Origin of the sequence: Ensifer sp. Root142, assembly GCF_001426785.1 — a bacterium.
In the GTDB taxonomy this organism is placed as follows: domain Bacteria; phylum Pseudomonadota; class Alphaproteobacteria; order Rhizobiales; family Rhizobiaceae; genus Ensifer; species Ensifer canadensis.
Window position 1 is genome coordinate 37,170 of sequence record NZ_LMFK01000034.1, and the last position, 20,435, is coordinate 57,604.

The 20,435-nt window shown below is 63.0% G+C and carries 15 protein-coding genes; 7 read left to right on the forward strand and 8 right to left on the reverse strand.

The window, feature by feature from the left end:
* Positions 1-71 precede the first annotated feature (71 nt).
* The 6 genes from ASD52_RS25120 (at position 72) to trxA (ending at position 11,956) form a co-directional block, all read left to right on the forward strand.
* A complete protein-coding gene (locus tag ASD52_RS25120; RefSeq protein ID WP_057206490.1) occupies positions 72-2,552 on the forward strand; it encodes a PAS domain-containing sensor histidine kinase in 2,481 nt (826 codons plus the stop codon).
* Positions 2,552-4,063, forward strand: coding sequence for a tRNA (adenosine(37)-N6)-threonylcarbamoyltransferase complex ATPase subunit type 1 TsaE (tsaE, locus tag ASD52_RS25125; protein WP_025425339.1), 1,512 nt, complete (start codon positions 2,552-2,554; stop codon positions 4,061-4,063). The genes ASD52_RS25120 and tsaE overlap by 1 nt, the downstream gene beginning before the upstream one ends.
* A gap of 10 nt (positions 4,064-4,073) precedes the next feature.
* Positions 4,074-4,805: a nucleotidyltransferase family protein gene (locus ASD52_RS25130; RefSeq protein WP_025425338.1), complete on the forward strand. Its 732-nt coding sequence runs from the start codon at positions 4,074-4,076 to the stop codon at positions 4,803-4,805.
* Positions 4,806-4,807: 2 nt separating this feature from the next.
* Positions 4,808-7,987 carry a double-strand break repair protein AddB gene (addB, locus tag ASD52_RS25135; protein ID WP_057225769.1) on the forward strand — a complete coding sequence of 1,060 codons (3,180 nt, stop codon included), beginning with the start codon at positions 4,808-4,810 and terminating at the stop codon, positions 7,985-7,987.
* Positions 7,977-11,546 (forward strand): double-strand break repair helicase AddA, encoded by a 3,570-nt coding sequence (gene addA, locus ASD52_RS25140; protein ID WP_057206487.1) that lies wholly within the window; start codon positions 7,977-7,979, stop codon positions 11,544-11,546. Before addB ends, addA begins: the two co-directional genes overlap by 11 nt.
* Before the next feature lie 86 nt (positions 11,547-11,632).
* The gene (gene trxA, locus ASD52_RS25145) at positions 11,633-11,956 is read left to right on the forward strand and encodes a thioredoxin (RefSeq protein ID WP_025425335.1); all 324 of its coding nucleotides are present in this window, start codon (positions 11,633-11,635) and stop codon (positions 11,954-11,956) included.
* A gap of 236 nt (positions 11,957-12,192) precedes the next feature.
* Here trxA and ASD52_RS25150 read toward each other — a convergent pair whose 3' ends face one another.
* The 5 genes from ASD52_RS25150 to ASD52_RS25170 are packed head-to-tail and all read right to left on the reverse strand — an operon-like array spanning position 12,193 to position 17,268.
* Entirely contained in the window at positions 12,193-13,536 is a 1,344-nt protein-coding gene (locus ASD52_RS25150) for a folylpolyglutamate synthase/dihydrofolate synthase family protein (protein ID WP_025425334.1), read from the reverse strand.
* 27 nt (positions 13,537-13,563) lie between these two features.
* Positions 13,564-14,481 (reverse strand): acetyl-CoA carboxylase, carboxyltransferase subunit beta, encoded by a 918-nt coding sequence (gene accD / locus ASD52_RS25155; RefSeq protein WP_025425333.1) that lies wholly within the window; start codon positions 14,479-14,481, stop codon positions 13,564-13,566.
* Between the two features lie 50 nt (positions 14,482-14,531).
* Positions 14,532-15,371 (reverse strand): tryptophan synthase subunit alpha, encoded by an 840-nt coding sequence (trpA, locus tag ASD52_RS25160; RefSeq protein WP_025425332.1) that lies wholly within the window; start codon positions 15,369-15,371, stop codon positions 14,532-14,534.
* A gap of 5 nt (positions 15,372-15,376) precedes the next feature.
* Positions 15,377-16,597, reverse strand: a complete 1,221-nt coding sequence (trpB, locus tag ASD52_RS25165; protein WP_025425331.1) for a tryptophan synthase subunit beta — start codon at positions 16,595-16,597, stop codon at positions 15,377-15,379.
* Positions 16,594-17,268, reverse strand: coding sequence for a phosphoribosylanthranilate isomerase (locus tag ASD52_RS25170; RefSeq protein ID WP_025425330.1), 675 nt, complete (start codon positions 17,266-17,268; stop codon positions 16,594-16,596). Before ASD52_RS25170 ends, trpB begins: the two co-directional genes overlap by 4 nt.
* Positions 17,269-17,399: 131 nt before the next feature.
* On the opposite strand from ASD52_RS25170, the gene ASD52_RS25175 reads away from it, so the two are divergent.
* The gene (locus ASD52_RS25175; protein ID WP_025425329.1) at positions 17,400-17,600 is read left to right on the forward strand and encodes a YqaE/Pmp3 family membrane protein; all 201 of its coding nucleotides are present in this window, start codon (positions 17,400-17,402) and stop codon (positions 17,598-17,600) included.
* Between the two features lie 12 nt (positions 17,601-17,612).
* Here the strand turns inward: ASD52_RS25175 and ASD52_RS25180 are convergent, their stop codons facing one another.
* From ASD52_RS25180 to phaZ, 3 genes are all read right to left on the reverse strand, one after another.
* The gene (locus ASD52_RS25180; protein WP_025425328.1) at positions 17,613-18,368 is read right to left on the reverse strand and encodes a SprT family zinc-dependent metalloprotease; all 756 of its coding nucleotides are present in this window, start codon (positions 18,366-18,368) and stop codon (positions 17,613-17,615) included.
* 210 nt (positions 18,369-18,578) lie between these two features.
* Positions 18,579-19,007: a DUF2852 domain-containing protein gene (locus ASD52_RS25185; RefSeq protein ID WP_025425327.1), complete on the reverse strand. Its 429-nt coding sequence runs from the start codon at positions 19,005-19,007 to the stop codon at positions 18,579-18,581.
* A gap of 148 nt (positions 19,008-19,155) precedes the next feature.
* Complete coding sequence (phaZ, locus tag ASD52_RS25190) at positions 19,156-20,430, reverse strand: polyhydroxyalkanoate depolymerase (RefSeq protein ID WP_025425326.1); 1,275 nt, start codon at positions 20,428-20,430, stop codon at positions 19,156-19,158.
* Positions 20,431-20,435: the final 5 nt, after the last annotated feature.

Here is a 20,435-nt window from a genome sequence, read left to right on the forward strand (position 1 = left end):
GGTATCGCCGGAACTGCGCATGGCACTACAGGGCCGGCAGCACCCTTCGGGCAGACGGGGACGGCAGCGCCATGACAACAGCACAACAAACCTCATCGGGCGGTCGCCGCAAAGGTCCGGTATATCTCCGCCGCCTGATGGCTTGCACGGCGCTTTTCGCTGCGACCGATGCGGTCGCCCAGGTCTCGGCGCAGAAGGCGAATATCTTCGGTTCGTCGGAGGTCATCACCTTCTCCGTCCTCATCGGCGTCATTTCCGCGGCGATGATCTCGGCAATCTGGCTGATCCGCCAGCGCGGCAATATCGAGGCTGAAAACCGCGAGCTGCGATCCGACCTTTCGGACGCCAATCAGCGCCTCTCGCGCTTCCAGGCGCTCATTGCCGACAAGAACCGCCGCATCGTCATCTGGGATGGGCTTGCCGAGCGGGCCGAGTTGCTCGGCCAGTTGCCGGCAGAAACCGGCGCGCCTGCAGACGATCGCGAGTTCCTGGCCTTTGGGCGCTGGATTAAGGCGAATTCCGCCAGCGAGCTCGAAAAGGCGATCGACGCCTTGCGCACGCAGGCACGCAGCTTCGATCTGGTGCTCGAAACGACGCGCAACGAAGTCCTGGAGGCACAAGGCCGCGTTTCCGGCGGACGCGCTTTTGTGCGCTTCATCGCGCTTAACAACATGCGGGCTGAACTGGCTGAACTGAAGCTCGAACGCGATCGCCTCAACAACTCGCTGACGTCCTTCCGCACCCTGCTCGACGCGATCGACCTGCCGGTCTGGCAGCGCGGCACCGATGGAGCGCTGAGCTGGGTCAACGAGGCCTATGCCGACGCCGTGGAAGCCCCCAACGTCGCTGCAGCCATCGCCGAGGGCCGTGAACTGCTGGCGACCGTGGCACGCGAAAAAATACGCGCCGTCTCGACCTTCGACACGCCATTCCGAGACAAGCTGTCGACCGTGGTCAAGGGCAACCGCACATTCTTCGACGTCGTCGACGCACGCAGCCCGGCCGGAACGACCGGCATTGCCATCGACGTCTCCGGCGTCGAGGCTGTGCGGGAAGAACTCAATCGCACGCTCAAGAGCCACGCGGAAACGCTTGACCATCTCGCAACGCCGGTCGCAATCTTCGACGGCAATCAGCGCCTGCAATTCTACAACCAGGCCTTCCAGCGCCTCTGGAACCTGGACATGGGCTTCCTCGAGCGCAAGCCGGACAATGGCGAAGTGCTCGACCGTCTGCGCTCGGGCGGACAGCTGCCCGAACAGCTCAACTGGAAACAGTGGAAGGCGAACGCGCTCTCCGTCTACCAGGCGCTCGATACGCAATCCGACCTCTGGCACCTGCCGAACGGCCAGACGCTACGGGTATTCGCAACGGCACGGCCGCAAGGCGGCGTCACGTGGGTATTCGAGAACCTAACCGAGAAGGTCGATCTGGAAACCCGCTACAACACGCTGGTCCAGGTCCAGGGCGAAACGATCGACCATCTGGCCGAAGGCGTTGCGGTGTTCGGTCCCGATGGCCGCATCCGGCTTTCCAACCCGGCCTTTCGCGCGACCTGGGGCATCAACGAGACCGAGGCGAAGCCAGGCACGCATATCCGCGCGATCGAGCAGGCCTGCCTCATGTCCTACGACCAGCCGGACGGCTGGAAGCGGTTCTCCCATATCATCACCAGTTTCGACGACGAACGGCCCTCGAGTCGAGGCATTCTTGAACTTCGAACCGGGCTGATCCTCGACTACGCCGTCATTCCGCTGCCAAACGCCCAGACGATGCTGACCTTCGTCAACATCACCGACAGCGTGCGGGTCGAACGGGCACTGACCGAGAAGAACGATGCGCTGCGCAAGGCGGATGCGCTGAAGAACGACTTCGTTCATCACGTGTCCTACGAGCTGCGCTCGCCGCTTACCAACATCATCGGTTTTGCCGATTTGCTGAAGACGCCTGCCTTTGGTGACCTCAACGATCGGCAGGCGGAATATGTCGATCACATCGCCACGTCCTCGTCGCTGCTTTTGACCATCGTCAACGACATTCTCGATCTTGCGACCGTCGACGCCGGCATCGTCGAGCTCGACATGTCGGAAATCAATCTTACCGACTTCCTCGACGACATCGCCCATCAGATGGCTGACCGACTGGTCGAGGGCGGCGTCACACTGCGCGTTGCGGCACCCGACAACCTCGGACGCATGGTCGCCGACCAGCAGCGGCTGAAGCAGATTTTCGTCAAGCTGCTCACCAACGCCGCCAACTTTGCTCCTGACGGTAGTGTCATCGAGCTTTCGTGCCGGCGCGACGGTGGAGACTTCGTCTTTTCCGTTTCGGACAGCGGACCGGGCATTCCCCAGGACGTGCTCGATACGGTGTTCAACCGCTTCGAAAGCCACGGTCAGCGCGGCGGCGCCGGCCTTGGCCTGTCGATCGTCGAGAGCTTCGTCAGCCTTCACCACGGCACCGTGTCGATCCGCAGCCGTGAGGGCGAAGGCACCGAGGTCAGCTGCCGTATCCCTTCGGCAGAGGTCCCGAAGATCGTCGCGGCGGAATAATGAAGCCGATCGAACGCTTCCTGAAGGACGAGGCAGCCACGATCCAGCTTGGCGAAGACCTGGCTCTGGCGCTGAAAGTCGGCGACTGCCTGGCTCTCTCGGGTGATCTTGGGGCCGGAAAGTCGACCTTGGCACGCGCCTTCCTGCGCGCCGTCGCCGATGACGACGGGCTGGAAGTCCCGAGCCCGACATTTACGCTGGTGCAGAGCTACGACCTGCGCATTCCCGTGGCGCATTTCGATCTCTATCGGCTGGCAGATGCCAGCGAACTCGATGAGCTGGGCTTCGACGAGGCGCTGTCTCTGGGCGTCTGCCTGGTCGAATGGCCGGAGAGGGCCGACGGGGCGTTGCCTTCCGACAGGATCGTGCTGCAGATCACCCATGAGGCGGCCGGACGAACCGCCAGCATCGCCGGCCCCGAAGATGCCCTGCAGCGCATTACCCGCTCGCTGGCGATCCGCGATTTCCTCGCAGGTAACGGATTTGCGGACGCGCGCCGACGTCACCTGAGCGGCGATGCCTCGGTGCGAGCATACGAACGGGTCGACGGCCGAGACGGCCTTCCGAGCCGGATCCTGATGGATGCCGCGCGGCATAAGCCCGGTCCGATCCTCCAGGATGGCAGGTACTACCAGCAACTCGCGCATATCGCCGAAGATGTGATCCCCTTCGTCGCCATCGACGAGCTCCTCAGAGAACGGGGCTTTGCAGCACCTGTGATCTACGCACGCGATCTCGACCAGGGAATTCTGCTGATCGAGGACCTCGGCTCCGAAGGAGTACTCGACGAGGCCGGGAAGCCGATCGAGGCACGCTACGTCGAAAGCGCGCGCTTGCTCGCCCGACTTCACGCCACCCCGGCAAGGCGTGACATCGCGCTCTCCGGCGGCGTAGAGCACCATATCCCTGATTTCGACCGGAGGGCGATGAAGATAGAGACCCGGCTGCTCACCGACTGGTACCTGCCGTGGAAACGCGGCGAGCCGGCGACGGAACAGGAAAAGCAGGAATACGCGGCGATCTGGGACGACCTCATCGACCTCATCGCGACGTCGGAGAAGAACCTGCTCCTGCGCGACTTTCACTCGCCGAACATCATCTGGCGTCCCGAGCACGAGGGTCTCCAGCGTGTCGGCCTGATCGACTTCCAGGATGCGATGATTGGCCCGACGGCCTATGACGTGGCGTCACTGGTGCAGGACGCTCGGGTGACGATCGAACCGGCACTGGCAAGCCGCATGATGGATGCCTATCTCGGCGACCGCCGCGCTGCCGGTTCGTTCGACGAGGCCCTGTTCCTTCGCGACTGGCATCTGATGTCGGCGCAGCGCAACTGCAAGCTCGTCGGCATCTGGGTGCGGCTGATGCAGCGCGACGGCAAACCCGGCTATATGAAGCATATGCCGCGCACTTTCGCCTATCTCGAAGTCGCTCTCATGCACGAAGCGCTGAAACCCTTGCGCGACTGGTGTATGAAGACGGGAATCATCGTGCCAGAATCAGCGAACTGACAGAGAAGCAATGTCGATCAGCAATGCGATGGTGCTCGCGGCGGGCCTCGGTACCCGTCTACGCCCGATCACCAACTCCATCCCGAAGCCACTGGTGAAGATCGCCGGCAAGCCGATGATCGACTATGTTCTGGATCTGCTGGTGAACGCCGGCGTCACCAGGGCAGCCGTCAACGTCCACCACTTCGCCGACCAGATGGAAGCACATCTGGCGCAGCGCCCGGCGCCCGAAATCGTGATTTCCGACGAACGCGATGCGCTGATGAATTCGGGCGGTGGCCTGGTCAAGGGGCTGAAGCTGCTTGCCGATGGCCCCGTTCTGGTGATGAACGCCGATCTCTTCTGGGTTGGCGAGGAAGCGGGCAAGCCCAGCAATCTCGAGCGGCTCGCCGGCTTCTTCGATCCGCAGCGCATGGACATGGCACTGCTTTGCGTGCGCGACGAGGATACGACCGGGCACAACGGCAAGAGGGACTTTTCGCTCGGCACCGACGGCCGTCTGGTCCGCTATGCCGAGGGCATGGACAATCCCGTGGTCTATGCCGGCGCGATCGCGCTCGACAAGAAACTGTTTGCCGACGCGCCGGATGATGCGTTCAACCTGAACATCTATTTCGATCGGGCGATCGCCGAAGGCCGATTGTTCGGCATCGTGCTCGACGGCCACTGGATGACTGTGGGCACGCCAGAGGCGATCGAAGACGCTGAAGCCGCGATCCGCCGCTACCAGCCGGAAGGATGAGCATGTCCTATCGCGGAACCAACGTCTTTACGATTCCGCCGGGCCTGCCCTTCCTGAAGACACTTGCGCGCAAACTCTGCGACGGGACGCTGACGCCGGATTTTCGCTACGATCCCGCGGATCCGCTGCCGCTTGCCGGCGTGACGATTTTCGTCCCGACGCGTCGGTCCGCCCGCGTGCTGCGCTCCGAATTCGTCGATCTGCTCGGCGGCCGTTCGGCAATCCTGCCGACGATCCGGGCACTCGGCGAAACCGATGACGACAGCGGCTTCTTCGATGCGGAAGTGCCGGCGATCTTGGACCTGGCGCCGCCCCTTCCCGGCACCGCCCGCCTGATCGAACTTGGCCGGCTTATCCTTGCCTGGCGAAACCGCCTGCCGAAGGTGGTGCTCGACATTCACGCGGAAAGCCCACTGATCGCCCCCGCAAGCCCGGCGGACGCCATCTGGCTGGCGCGCAATCTGGCCGAACTCATCGATGCGATGGAGACGGAAGAACTCGACTGGGAGCAGCTCGACAGTCTCGATGCCGGCGAACATGCGCTGTGGTGGCAGCTGACGCTCGAGTTCCTGAAAATCGCCCGCACCTATTGGCCGGAGCGGCTGGAAGAACTCAAACAATCCTCGCCGGCACGACATCGCAACGCCATCCTGCAGGCCGAGACCCAGCGCATTGCCGCGGGCGCGCTTCAAGGGCCGATCGTCATTGCCGGTTCGACCGGCTCCATCCCGGCGACGGCCGCCCTGATTGCCGCGGTTCAGAAGCTGTCCAACGGCACGATCGTGCTGCCGGGGCTCGACCAGACGATGACCGACGCCGAATGGGGCATGATCGTCGGCGAGACCGTCACCGGCGGCAGATCCGATCCGGCCAGCCGCAGCCACCCGCAATACGGCTTTCACCGCCTGCTGCAACGCATGCAGGTGGAACGCCGCGATATCCCGACCCTCGACCAGGCCGATGCAGGGCTCATCGATCGCAGCGAAATCCTGTCGCATGCGCTTTTGCCCGCCAAGGCGACGAATGGCTGGACTGAAACCCGCAACGAACTTAAGCCCGAAACATTGCAACGGGCCTTTGGCGACGTCGCCCTGATCGAAACCGCCAATGAGCGCGAGGAGGCGACGGCGATCGCGATCGCACTGCGGCTGGCGCTTGAGGGAAGCGACGACAGCCAGGCGGCCCTGATCACCCCCGACCGCAATCTTGCGCGCCGTGTCGGCGCGGAGCTGGCACGTTTCGATATCGAGGCCGACGATTCCGCCGGCACGCCGCTCGCCTCTACGCCTGCCGGCACGCTGATGCGGCTTCTGCTGGAGGCAAGTCTCAGGCCCGGCGATCCGGTACCGTTGGTCGCTTTGTTCAAGCATCCCCTAGCCCGCTTCGGCCTGCCGCAGGCGGAGATGCGCCGCAGCGCCGATGTGCTGGAGCGCTTGGCGCTGCGCAGCGGCACCGATATCGCCGACATTTCGCTTCTGGTGCCGCTGCTCGAACAGGCAGCCGGCCATCACAGGACGGACCGCCATCCCCCGGAATGGCGGATCGGCATTACCGAGGACGACATTCTCGCCGCGAGGGGCCTCGCAGCGCGGGTAAAGGTGGCAACGGACCCACTCGCCGGCGCGCTGGTGCGGCGCAGCCATGGCCGCCGCCCCTTCTCCGAGATATTTACCTTTGCCGAATGGGCGACACGAACCGGCCAGGCGCTGGAGGCCGTCTGCGGCGACGAGCGCGCCGACCTCAGCGGTCTATGGTCCGGCGAGGCAGGCGAAGCCTTGGCGACGCTGCTGCGCGGCATCATCGAGACCGAAGGCCAGATGGATGCCGACGGACCGCAATGGTGCGACATCATGGAGGCGCTTGCCGCCAGTGAGGCGGTCAAGCCGCGCTCGATGCGCCACCCCCGCGTCTTCATCTTCGGCGCGCTGGAATCGCGCCTGCAGAGCATGGATCTCGTGGTGCTTGGCGGCATGAACGAAGGCAACTGGCCGGGGCAAACCGCCAATGATCCCTTCCTTTCCCGAACGATGAAAACCGGGATCGGCCTCGAGCCGCCCGAACGCCGCATCGGCCAGCTCGCCCACGACTTCCAGATGGCGTGCGGCACCCGCAAGCTGATCTTCACCCGCTCGATGCGCCAGGGATCGGCGCCGACCGTCGCATCGCGATGGCTGCAGCGGCTGCTGGCGCTGGGCGGCAAGCGGCTGGCAGAGAACCTGCGATCGAACGGCAGCGACTATCTCCTGTGGGCGCGGATGCTCGACAAGGGTGGGTGTCAGGCCTTGGCCGAGCGCCCGGCACCCAAGCCGCCGGTCGACCTGCAGCCACGCAAATATTCGTTCAGCGAAGTCTCGCGGCTTCGCCGCGATCCCTATTCGATCTACGCGCGCCGGATCCTGCGTCTGCATCCGCTCGACCCGTTCAATCGCGATCCGGGCGCGTCAGAACGCGGCACGCTCTATCACCGCATCGTCGATCGTTTCGTGCGCGGCGGCTTCGACATCCTGTCCGCGGCTGCAGAAGAGGCGATGGGCCGCCTGCTCAATGAAGCCTTCGACGAAGAACGGCTGCCCGCCCATATCGACACCATATGGCGGCCACGCTTTGCAGCGGTCGGCAAGGCGTTCGTCGCCTGGGAACGGGAGCGTGCGCGGTTTATCCGCAAGCCGTTGACCGAAGTTGCGGCATCGATGGAGATCGGGGTGGTGGATATTCGCCTGACGGGGATCGCCGACCGGCTCGACACGATGACCGACGGGACGGTGGAAATCATCGATTACAAGACCGGCTCCAGCCCGTCGATCAAGGAAGCCCGCGTGCTGCTCGATCCGCAGCTGGCGCTGGAAGCGGCAGCGCTGAAAGCCGGTGCGTTCAAGGGCATGGGTCCCGGCCACCCGCAATCGCTGCTCTATGTCCGGTTGAAGCCCGGCTCCCGCTTCAAGGTCGAGACCGTCAACAACGAAAACAGCCGCGCCAAGGAAACGAAATCGGCCGATCAGCTGGCGGACGACGCCCTGACTGAGCTTAGAAAGCTGCTGACCGCCCTGATGTCGGGCAGACATGGCTTTGCCTCACGACTGATCGTGCAGAAGGAACGCGACTACGGCGGTGAATACGACCATCTGGCCCGGGTTGCGGAATGGTCGACAGCCGACAGCGAGGATGACAGCGATGAGGGATGAAAGCGCCGGCCCCGACGAAAGGACGCCCGAAGCCTGGCTCGACTGGACGTCGCGCCGGCAGTCGCTCGCCTCCGATCCCGCTCGCTCCGCCTGGGTTTCAGCCAATGCCGGGTCGGGCAAGACCCACGTTCTGACGCAGCGCGTCATCCGGCTGCTGCTTGCGGGCTGCAGGCCTTCGGCCATTCTGTGCCTGACCTATACCAAGGCGGCGGCTTCGGAAATGTCGAACCGCGTGTTCGAACGCCTTGCCGAATGGGTGACGCTCGACGACGAGGCGCTGGAAAAGCGGATCGAAACCATCGAGGGCGAGTTGCCCTCGCGGCTGAAGCTCCAGGAGGCGCGGCGGCTGTTTGCGCGCGCGCTCGAAACGCCGGGTGGCCTGAAGATCCAGACCATCCACGCCTTCTGCGAGGCGCTGTTGCACCAGTTTCCGCTCGAGGCAAACGTTGCCGGGCATTTCTCGGTTCTCGACGACCGGGCGGCGGCCGTGCTGCTGGCAGACGCGCGCCGTGCCCTCTTGACCGCGACAACGGCTGACGGCGATGCACCGCTTGCCGATGCCTTTGCCACCGTGCTCGAGCTTGCCGACGACACCGGGCTTGAAAAACTGCTGGGTGCGATCGTCTCCAACCGCACGGCGATACAGGCATTTCTCGACCATGCTGACCTCCATGGCGGCGTCGCCGTGCAACTGCACGCGGCACTCAGGCTTGAACCTGAAGACAGCGTCGAGCGCATCCTCGAAAGCGTCTGGCCGCTTCCCGGCCTTAACGGCCCGGCCCTCGAACGCTACCTTGGATTGGCTGCCAGCGCCGGCGGCGCCAAGGTGCTCGATTTCGCCGAGGGGCTTCGCGCAACGGCGAAGCTTGTCGATCCGATGGCCCGATACGAGGGGCTGCAGGAGCTGTTCTTTACCGGCACCGGCAAGCCGCGCGCCGAATCGGCCTTCGTAAACAAGGCCATGCTCCAGGCCGCGCCGGATCTGATTGAGCTGGTCGAAGCCGCCCGCGATCATGTCGTCGCCTGCGCCGACCGGCTGAGCATCATCCAGATGTACGAGGCGACACTCTCGGCGCTGACGCTCGCCGATCGGCTCAACAACGACTATGAAGCGCTGAAGCGCACCCGCAGCCAGCTCGACTTCGAGGACCTGATCAATCGCACCGCAAGCCTGTTTGCGCGCGGCGACGTCAGCGCCTGGGTTCACTACAAGCTGGACCAGGGCATCGACCATATCCTTGTCGACGAAGCCCAGGATACGAGCCCGACGCAATGGACGATCATCCAGGCGCTGGCGGCGGAATTCTTCTCGGGCGACAGTGCGCGCGGCAACGAGCGCACCATGTTTGCCGTCGGTGACGAGAAGCAATCGATCTACTCGTTCCAGGGCGCACGCCCCGAGCGTTTCTCGCGCGAAAGCATCGAGACCGAGCGGCGCGTGCGAGACGGCGGCAAGGCGTTCAGTCCGATCCGCCTGCAGCTCTCCTTCCGCTCCACCGTCGACGTGCTCTCCGCCGTCGATACCGTCTTTGCCAACCCGGCGCATGCGCGTGGGCTGAGCGCCCGGAACGAAGCGGTCGTGCACGCCTCGAACCGCATCGGCCATCCCGGCGCCGTCGACATCTGGGATGTGATCGCGGCCGAGCCGACGGCGACCGACGACGAATGGACGGCCCCCTTCGATGCCACGCCGGAAACGGCACCGGTCAACATTTTGGCACGGCGCATTGCCGCCGTACTCGATAGCTGGATCGGGCGCGAGACCATCATCGAAAAGGGCGTGCGCCGCGCCATGCGCCCGGGCGATGTCATCGTGCTCGTCCGGAAGCGCGACGCCTTTGTCAATGCGCTGACCCGCGCCCTGAAGCGGCGCAGCGACATCCCCGTCGCCGGTGCCGACCGGCTGGTTCTGACGAGCCATATCGCCATCCAGGACCTGCTGGCGCTCGGGCGCTTCATGCTGCTGCCGGAGGACGACCTGTCGCTCGCGGCGCTGTTAAAGAGCCCGCTGTTTAACCTCGACGAAGACATGCTTTTCGAACTCGCTGCCCGACGGGACGAAGGCGCTAGCCTCTGGCAGAGGCTGCAGGAATCCGGCGCCATCGAAGGCTCCCCACATGAGGGAACCGTCAAGGCGCTTCTTCGTTATGCCGCCCTTTCTCAACAATTGGCCCCGCATGATTTCTATGCCCGCGTGCTTGGCGTTCATGGTGGGCGCGCGGCGTTTCTCGCCCGGCTCGGCAGCGAAGTGAGCGACATTCTCGACGAGTTCCTGACCTTTGCGCTCGAACACGAAAGAAGCGGCCTGCCCGGCCTGCAGGCTTTCGTCTCGACGCTCGAAATCGAGGCGCCGACCGTCAAGCGCGAGCAGGACAAGGAGCGCGACGAAGTCCGGATCATGACGGTGCATGCGGCCAAGGGGCTGGAGGCGCCGGTGGTGTTTCTGGTCGACGGCGGCGGCAAGCCTTTCAACTCCCAGCACGTGCCCGATCTTCGCTTCCTCGAGATGCCACTCGCCGATGGCTCGAGCTACCCGCTGCCCGTCTGGCGGGCGCCCGGTTCGGCTTCGAATTCACTCATCGCCGCCGACAGCGACCGGCTGAAGACGCTGGCCGAGGAAGAATACCGCCGGCTGCTTTATGTGGGCATGACCCGGGCTGCCGACCGGCTGGTCGTCTGCGGGTATCGCGGGCAGCGGCCAAGTGCGGACACTTGGCACGCCATCGTGCAGGCGAGCCTTTCGCAGGACGAGAATGGTCGCTGCACCCCTGTCACCTTCAAGGCGGGTGACGAAGAATGGCCAGGGCACTCCTGGCGGGAAACGCATGTGCCGCGCGAAGTGCCGTCAGGTGACGAGCTATCGGACCTCATGGCCCCCGCGAAGACCGGCCTGCCGATTGCTCTTTCGACGCCGCTGCCGCCGCCACGGCGGTTGCCGCGGCCGCTGAGCCCATCGGGCGTCGGCATTGCGGTCGATGAGGACGACGGCGACATGATCGTCAGCTCGGCGCTGTTTTCCGTGAAAACGCCAGCAAATTTCTCGATGCTGCGCGGCGCCATCCTGCACCGGCTGCTGCAGGTGCTGCCGTCGATCGCCCCGTCCGAGCGCCTGGCGGCGGCCGACCGATATCTCGCCCGCTCGGTGCCGCGTTGGCCCGAAACGCAACGCAAGCGCCTGCGTGATGCCGTCCTGCAGGTCCTCGATCGTGGTGACCTGCGCGCGCTCTTTTCCGGCGCCAGCCGCGCAGAAGTCTCGGTCATGGGCACATTGAAGCTCGCAAACCGCGAATTTGCCGTTTCCGGCCGGATCGACCGGCTGTCGGTGGCGGATGGCGTCGTCACCATTGCCGACTTCAAGACCAATCGCAGCGTGCCCGCGTCAGCCGACAACGTCCCCGCCGCCTATAAAACCCAGCTTGCGATCTATCGCGAGCTGCTGCGGCCACTTTATCCCGCGCACCGCTTCCAGTGTGCGTTGATCTTCACCGAAGGCCCCGTCATCCACGTGCTCGAGGATGCGGCACTGGACAGGAGCCTTGAAGACCTCGCGACAAAGTGAGATACCCGATATTGAAAATCCAGTGGGACAGCCTCACATGAGACACAACATCTGGACACCGACATTTCGAACGCAAGGAGCAGCCGATGGCTACTGTAAAAGTCGATACATCCAATTTTCAGCAGGAAGTGCTGAACGCCGCCGAGCCGGTGGTTGTCGATTTCTGGGCTGAATGGTGCGGCCCGTGCAAGATGATCGCGCCGAGCCTTGAGGAAATCTCCAACGAGCTCGCCGGCAAGGTCAAGGTCGTGAAGCTGAACATCGACGAGAACCCGGAGCTGGCCGCGCAATACGGCGTGCGCTCGATCCCGACGCTTGCGATGTTCAAGGCCGGTGAAGTTGCCGACATCAAGGTTGGCGCTGCTCCGAAGACGGCCCTGACGTCCTGGATTTCGACTGCGGCCGCTTAAGGCCACCACATCGAAGTGACTTCAAAGCCCGGCTTGCCGGGCTTTTTTCTTGTCAAGAGCGTTTCCGATTTATGCGGAACCGCACAAACGCTCTATCTCTTTGTTTTTACGCATTTCCTGACGGAAAACCGCTTCGCACTTTTCCTGGAAATGCTCTAGAGGAAATTGCCCGGCTGCCAATTTTCGGGCGCCAGCGCAAATGGCGGCCTGTTGCGATCCTTGTCGCAGGCAACCGATCACTTCGGTGGCGTACCGTTATCGGCAAGCACGTCGCCGACGAGATAGAGCGAACCGCCGATCAGGATGCGTGGCGGCATCGGGTCTTCGTCGACGAGATTGGCGATGACGGTCAACGCTTCGGCCACCGATGACACGGCGGACGCCTCGAAGCCGACCGAGGCCGCGTCCTGCGCCAGGGCCACCGGATCCAGACCGGCATCGGAGCCACGAATCGGCACCGTGAAGACCTGTTCGGCCAGATCAAGGAAGGCGCGGAAGTAACCGAGCTGATCCTTGGTGCTGATCATGCCGATGATCAGGAACAGCGGGCGGGACTCCCGCTCCTCGAAATTCGCCATGGCTTCGGCGATCACCTGGCCGGCACCGGGATTGTGCCCGCCATCGACCCAGATTTCCGCATCCTGCGGGCCGTAGTGACCAAGCTTGCCACCGGCAAGACGCTGCAAGCGTCCGGGCCACTCGACGCCGGCGACACCGCGCTCGATGGCCGCATCCGGCACGTCGAAACCGGCGGCGCGGACGGCGCGGATGGCCGCGGCTGCATTGGCATACTGGTGACGGCCGGGCAGCTTCGGCAGGGGAAGGTCAGACAGACCCCGCTCGTCCTGATAGACAAGGCGGCCGAATTCCTCATGCGCCATGAAGTCCTGCCCGTAGACGGACATCGGGCAGCCGAGACGCTCGGCGGTCGAGGTCAGGACGTCGCGGACGCCTTCTTCTTCCTGCTGGCCGATGACGACGGAGCAGCCACGCTTCATGATGCCGGCTTTTTCCGCTGCGATCAGTTCGACCCGGTCGCCGAGATAGGCCTGGTGATCGAGCGAGATCGGCATGATCACGGAGACCGCAGGGCGGGTTATGACATTGGTCGCGTCGAAGCGGCCACCGAGACCGACCTCGATGATCGCGACATCTGCCGGGTGTTCGGCGAAAAGAACGAAGGTAACGGCGGTCAGGATTTCGAAGACGGTGATCTTCTCGCCGCCATTGGCTTCCGCGACGCGCCGAACCGCATCGGCAAGCACGGGATCGCTGACGAGCCTGCCCTTGCCACCCTTGACGCCAAGCCGATAGCGCTCGTGCCAGTTGACCAGATGCGGCGAGGTGTGGACGTGAACGCTCAAGCCCGCGGCTTCAAGCACCGCCCGCGAGAATGCGGTGACGGAGCCCTTGCCGTTAGTGCCGGCCACGTGAATGATCGGCGGCAGCCGATCCTGCGGATTGCCGAGCGCGGCCAGAAGCCGGGTTATCCTGTCCAACGACAGGTCGAAGCCTTTCGGATGCAAGGCAAGGAGTTTTTCGATCTCATAGCCTGCTTCGCTGGCTTCCACCGCTGTCATCTCGCCCTGCCCCGATAGGATCGTATGCTATGCGCTTGCCGCAACCGGCAAAGCCGCTGGTTCTGCACCGCCGCCGTTGAGTTTTACCGCATCGGCCGGCTTCTTCATCAGGATCTTCAGCACACGGGCCAGCGTCGAGGGAATGTCATGACGCTTGACCACCATGTCGACCATGCCGTGCTCCAGCAGGTATTCCGCGGTCTGGAAGCCTTCCGGCAGCTTTTCGCGCAGGGTCTGCTCGATCACGCGCTTGCCGGCAAAGCCGATTTCGGCGCCGGGTTCGGCCAGATGGACATCGCCAAGCATGGCGTAGGAGGCGGTTACACCACCGGTGGTCGGGTTCGTCAAAACGACGATATAGGGAAGGCCCGCTTCCTTGAGCATGTTGACCGCAACGGTCGTGCGCGGCAGCTGCATCAGCGACAGGATGCCTTCCTGCATGCGGGCGCCACCGGAGGCCGGGAAGATGACCAGCGGGCACTTCTCCGCAATCGCCTTCTCGAAGGCCTTCACGATCGCTTCGCCTGCGGCCATGCCGAGCGAACCGCCGATGAAGTTGAACTCATGCACGACGCCGACGAGCTTGACGCCCTGGACGCGGCCGACACCGGCCACGATCGTATCTTCCAGCTCGGTCTTGGCGCGACTGTCACGAAGGCGATCGGAGTATTTCTTGGAGTCGCGGAACTTCAACGGATCCTGCGCCACCTTGGGCTGCGGCAGGGCTTCATAGATGCCACCGTCGAACAGATCCTTCAGTCGCGCCTTGGCCGGCATCTTCATATGGAAGCCGGATTGCGGGATGACCCATTTGTTTTCCTCGAGATCGCGGTGATACACCATCTCGCCGGTTTCCGGGCACTTGATCCAGAGATTTTCCGGAACTTCCCTGCGGCCCAGCATCGAATTGATCTTCGGCCGAACGTAGTTTGTGATCCAGTTCACTTATAGACTCCTGAAGATTTTCTTCGGGTTGTGCGCGCTAATATAGGCAATTATTCGGCTGCTGCGAGCCGTGCGGACCGCACGCCAGCCGAAAGGCCCCTTACCAACGCTTCGACACCCGGTACCGTCGCGTCCGTTGCCCTGCCCTCTTCGGTCAGGCTCGACGCGATCTGATTGACGATCGCCGTACCGACGACGACGCCATCGGCGGAAGCACCAATGGCTCTTGCATGTTCCGCCGTCTTGACGCCGAAACCGACGCAAACGGGCAGTTTCGTATGGGCCTTGATGCGCTGAACGGCACCGGCAATCAACGACGGATCCGGCAGTGCCGAGCCGGTGATGCCGTTCATCGAGACGTAGTACACGAAGCCCGAGGTATTTTCGAGAACCTTCGGCAGACGACGGTCATCCGTCGTCGGCGTCGCCAGGCGAATGAAACTGATGCCCTTCTGCAAGGCGGGGATGCAGAGTTCATCGTCCATCTCCGGTGGCAGATCGACAACGATCAGGCCATCGATGCCTGCGTCCAAAGCATCCGTCAGGAAGCGATCGACGCCGTAGATGTAGATCGGATTGTAGTAGCCCATCAGCACGATCGGCGTGCGCTGGTCTTCCTCGCGGAAACGGCGAGCGATCTCCAGCGTCTTTGCCAGCGTCTGGCCGCCCTTCAGCGCGCGCTGGCCGGCAAGCTGGATCGCCGGTCCGTCGGCCATCGGGTCCGAAAACGGCATGCCGAGTTCAATGACGTCGGCACCGGCCTTCGGCAGCGCCTTCATGATGGAAAGGGACGTTTCGAAATCGGGGTCGCCACCCATGAAATAGGTGACAAGGACCGGACGTCCTTCCGACGCCACATCGGCGAACTTTCTGTCCATGCGTGCGGTCATGATCGTTATAGCCCCATACCCAGAATCTTGCCGACGGTGAAGATGTCCTTGTCGCCGCGACCGGAGAGATTCATCAGGATGATCTCGTCCTTGCCCATCTTCGGCGCACGCTTGATGACCTCGGCCAAGGCGTGCGAGGGCTCCAGCGCCGGGATGATGCCTTCAAGGCGGGTCAGCATCTGGAATGCCTCCAGCGCCTCGTGGTCCATGATCGGCACATATTCGACGCGGCCGACATCGTTGAGCCAGGAGTGTTCCGGGCCGATGCCGGGGTAGTCGAGGCCGGCCGAAATCGAGTGGCCTTCCTTGATCTGTCCGTCGCCGTCCTGCAGCAGATAGGTGCGGTTGCCGTGGAGCACGCCCGGCGAACCGGCCGTGATCGACGCGCAATGCTCGTCGCCGTCGAGCCCCTTGCCGCCAGCCTCGACGCCGACGATCTTCACGCCTTCGTCGTCAAGGAACGAGTGGAAGATGCCGATCGCATTGGAACCGCCGCCGACGGCAGCAATGACGAGATCGGGCAGCCGGCCTTCGGCCGCAAGCATCTGTTCCTTCGCCTCCTGGCCGATGACGGCCTGAAAGTCGCGGACCATTTCCGGATAGGGATGCGGACCGGCAGCCGTGCCGATCAGGTAATAGGTGTTGTCGACATTGGTAACCCAATCGCGCAGCGCCTCGTTCATCGCATCCTTGAGCGTGCCGTTGCCGGCGGTCACCGGCTTCACCTCGGCACCCAAAAGCTTCATGCGGAAGACGTTCGGCGCCTGACGCTCGACGTCGGTCGCGCCCATGTAGACGACGCAAGGCAGGCCGAAGCGGGCGGCGACGGTGGCCGAGGCCACGCCGTGCTGACCGGCGCCGGTTTCGGCGATGATGCGCGTCTTGCCCATGCGCTTGGCAAGCAGGATCTGGCCAATGCAATTGTTGATCTTGTGCGAACCGGTGTGGTTCAACTCTTCGCGCTTGAAGTAGATCTTGGCGCCGCCGAGTTCTGCGGTCAGCCGTTCGGCGAAATAGAGCGGGCTCGGGCGACCGATATAATGCGCGCCGAGATTGTCGAGTTCGGCCTTGAAGGCCGGATCGTTCTTTGCCTTGTCCCACTCGGCCTGCAGATCGAGGATCAACGGCATCAGGGTTTCAGCAACGAAGCGGCCACCGAAAATGCCGAAACGGCCGTCTTCGTCAGGGCCCGCCCGGAAGGAATTCAGTTTTGGCGCCTCGTTCACGTCTTGCTCCCTGACCGTGCCGTAACCGCCTCCGCCTGGCGAACGGCATCGAAAAACGATTCCATGAGCTTCAGATCCTTGACGCCCGGCGCGCTCTCGACGCCGGAGGAGGTATCGATGGCGCGGGCGCGCGTCTGCGCCAGGGCCTCACCGATGTTGTTCACGTTCAAACCACCGGAAAGCATGTAATCGACGCTGCCGTCAAGCGCATCGAGCAGCTTCCAGTCGAAGGAAACACCGTTGCCGCCGGGCAATTCCGATCCTGCTGGGGGCTTTGCATCGAAGAGAAAGCGGTCGGCGATCCCGATATAGGGCTCGACCTTTTTCAGATCGTCGGCGTCGCGGATCGACAGGGCCTTCATCACCGGAAGGCCGTAGACCGCCTTGACGGTGAGCACCCTGTCGGGCGTCTCGCTGCCATGCAGCTGCAGAATGTCCGGATTAAGCGCGGCGACGATTTCATCGAGATCGTCATTGTCGGCATTGACGGTCACGGCGACGATTTTCGCCTTGCCTCGGATTCTGTCCGCCAGGCGGCCAGCGTCATCGGGTTCCAGGTTGCGCGGGCTCTTGGCGAAAAAGATGAACCCCGTGTGCGTTGCGCCGAGCGCAACTGCGCGATCCACCGCTTCCGCGGTCTTCAGCCCGCATATCTTCACTTCGGTTTTCATGAGAAGCGACCTTGCATGAAATGTCGCTGGAGTCGAGCCAAAAACCACCCTGCACACCGTCGTCCAGAGGGTGCGGCATTGCGGTGTCGGCGTGCGCTCACCATATGCATTCTATCACAACGGAGAGACGAATGCGTCTGCTGCTTGCCCTCATTCTTCCCTGGCTTCAGTTCTTCACCATCGGCCGTCCCTTTGCAGGCATCATCTGCCTCATTCTGCAGATTACCCTGATCGGCTGGGTACCGGCAGCGATCTGGTCGGTCTATGCGCTTAGCCAGTACAAGACAGACGAGAAAATTCAGGCGGCACTCGCCGGCCCCAGCCGCGGCTAATTCCAAAGCAAATCAGTCGAAGTCGATGGCGTGCAGCATCGTGCCGTTGCGCCTTAGCCAGCGCTTGGCATCGTTGGTGTCGGGGCAAAGCTTTTCGCACAGCGCCCAGAATTGAGGGCCGTGGTTCATCTCCTGGAGATGCGCGACTTCGTGTGCTGCGAGATAGGCGATGACCTTCGGCGGCGCCATGACGATGCGCCATGAGAAGCTCAGGGCGCCATCGGCCGAACAGGAGCCCCAGCGGCTGCGCGTGTCCTTCAGGCTCAGCGATTTGGGCCGCCGGCCGATCCGGCCGGCATAGACCGCGACCAGGCGATCGAGATCGTGCCGCGCTTCCTTCTTGAGAAAGTCGACGATGCGGCGGCGCAGATGTTCCTCGCCGCCGCTGACACGCAATATCGCGTCTTCGCCGACGATGATTGCCTCGGTCAAACCTCTGATTTTTCCTGACCTTTCGATCCGATGCGCGATACCGCGGATCAGGATCGAGCCGCCCTCTTCCAGTTGGCTTTCGCCGGAAAACCGCGCCAGCTTTGTCATCAACCAGCCCTGATGGCGGTTGAGGAAGGCGTTTACCTCCCGATCGGCCAGCCCTTGCGGAACCGTCAGCTTCAGCGCCCGACCGCCGGGCTCGATGCGCAGCGTCATTCGTGTGGCGCGCGAATTCTGGCGGATGGTTAGCGGAAGCATCTTGCCCGCGACTTCGATTTCTCGGGTCGTGTCGACTGGAGCCGGGGGAATGCGCCGCCGCGTGAAAGAAGGGAACATGACGGCTTTCTATCCGATTCGCGGTCTTTTCGGCTAATGCATAATTCCCTAAGGCATCAACGATCCAGGGAATTGCCAGTGCCTGATGATCGAAGCGCCTGATGATCGATAAGGATCGGCCCGTTTTCTCATCGAGAGAGACACGTGGCCCGCATGGCTGATCGCGACATCCGGCGTTTCATGTGAAACACCGGATGTCTTTTTCGTCACTCAGTTTGCCTCGAACGGGGCTACCGGTCCGGAACCGCCGTTGCGGCGTTCGCGCATGAAGCGGTCGAACTCTTCCTGGTCCTTGGCGCGGCGAAGCTCGCGCACGTAGGAATCGAATTCCTCGCGCATTTCATCGAGCTTGCGACGCTCTTCATCGAGGCGGGTAAGCTCGGCTTGGCGCCAGTCATCGAAGGCGACGTTGCCGGTGCGATGATGCTGCGTCCAGTTGGCGCGATTGCCGCGCTTGAAGGCGGAGCACATGCCATCGACCGTGCTGTTGGCGTCCTTCTTGAACGTTTTCAGTTTCTCGCCGAAGAGGATGTAGGCGAGCATGGCCAGGCCGAGAGGCCAGAAGACCACGAAACCGAGCACCATCAATGCAATGGTCGCGGGCGTCCAATCCGGACGGATCAATGCAGATTGGTTCATCTTCAGGATTCCTCGCAATCACCCGGGCCACCCATTGCGGCCCGGTGAAAACGATGTGGGAAGGCGGGCTTTCGACTACAAGACGCCCTTCCCCGGAATCGGACAAACCCTTGACTCTAAGCGGGCAAAAGCCCGCATTTTACGGGGATCAGGCGGTTTTGCCGCCCTTGATCAGCTGCTTTACCGGCTTTGCGTGGCGTGCGTGCTCGCGCTGGAAGGCGACGATGCGCGGCGCGATCTCGCGACGGAAACGCGAACCGTTGAAGACGCCGTAGTGGCCGACGTCCGGCTGCATGTAGTGCATCCGCATGTGCTCGGGGATGTTGGTGCAGATCGTCTGCGCCGCCTTCGTCTGGCCGAGACCGGAAATGTCGTCATTCTCGCCTTCGACCGTCAGCAGGGCCACCTTCTTGATCGCCGTGGTATCAACCCGGCGACCGCGATGCATCATCTCGCCCTTGGGCAAGGCATGCTGCATGAAGACGACCTGAACGGTCTGCAGGTAAAACTCTGCCGTCAGATCCATCACCGCAAGATATTCATCGTAGAAATCCCGGTGCTTCTCGGCCGCATCGCCGTCGTTCTTCACCAGGTGGGCGAAGAATTCCTTATGGGCGATCAGATGCCGGTCGAGGTTCATCGACATGAAGCCGGAGAGTTGCAGGAAGCCGGGATAGACCATGCGCATGAAGCCCGGCTGCGGCCACGGCACCGGCATGATCACGTTGTCGCGGAACCACTCGATCGGCCGTTCCTTGGCCAGCAGATTGACGGCTGTCGGGTTGATGCGCGTATCGATCGGCCCACCCATCAGCGTCATCGACGCCGGCGACAGCGGATCATCAGCCGCTTCCATCAGGGCGACGGCGGCAAGCACCGGAACGGCGGGCTGACAGACGCCGATGACATGGGTGTCGGGTCCGAGGAAGTGCAGCATCTGGATGACGTAGTCGATGTAGTCGTCGAGATCGAAGGTGCCCTCGCTCAAGGGAACCATGCGCGCGTCTATCCAGTCGGTGATGTAGATGTCGGAATGGGGAAGCAGGGCCTCAACGGTTCCACGCAAGAGCGTGGCATAATGGCCCGACATCGGCGCGACGATCAGCACCTTCGGATCGGCAGCCCGCCCCTTGGGAAGCGCGCGCTCGAAATGGATCAGATTGCAGAACGGCTCGCGCCAGACGATGCGCTCGTGAACGCCAACGGGCTCGCCGTCGATCAGCGTTTCGGGAAGGCCGAATTCCGGCTTGCCGTAGCGGCGCGTCGACCGCTCGAAGACCTCGAGGCCAGCCGCCGTCGCGCGGCCGAAATAGGTGTGCGAGATCGGGTTCATCGGATTGCTGAAAGCAAGCCGCATGGCATCCGCCGCCGTTCGCCACGGCGCCATCATGGCATGATTCAATTCATAGAGCTGGTAGAACATAGGAA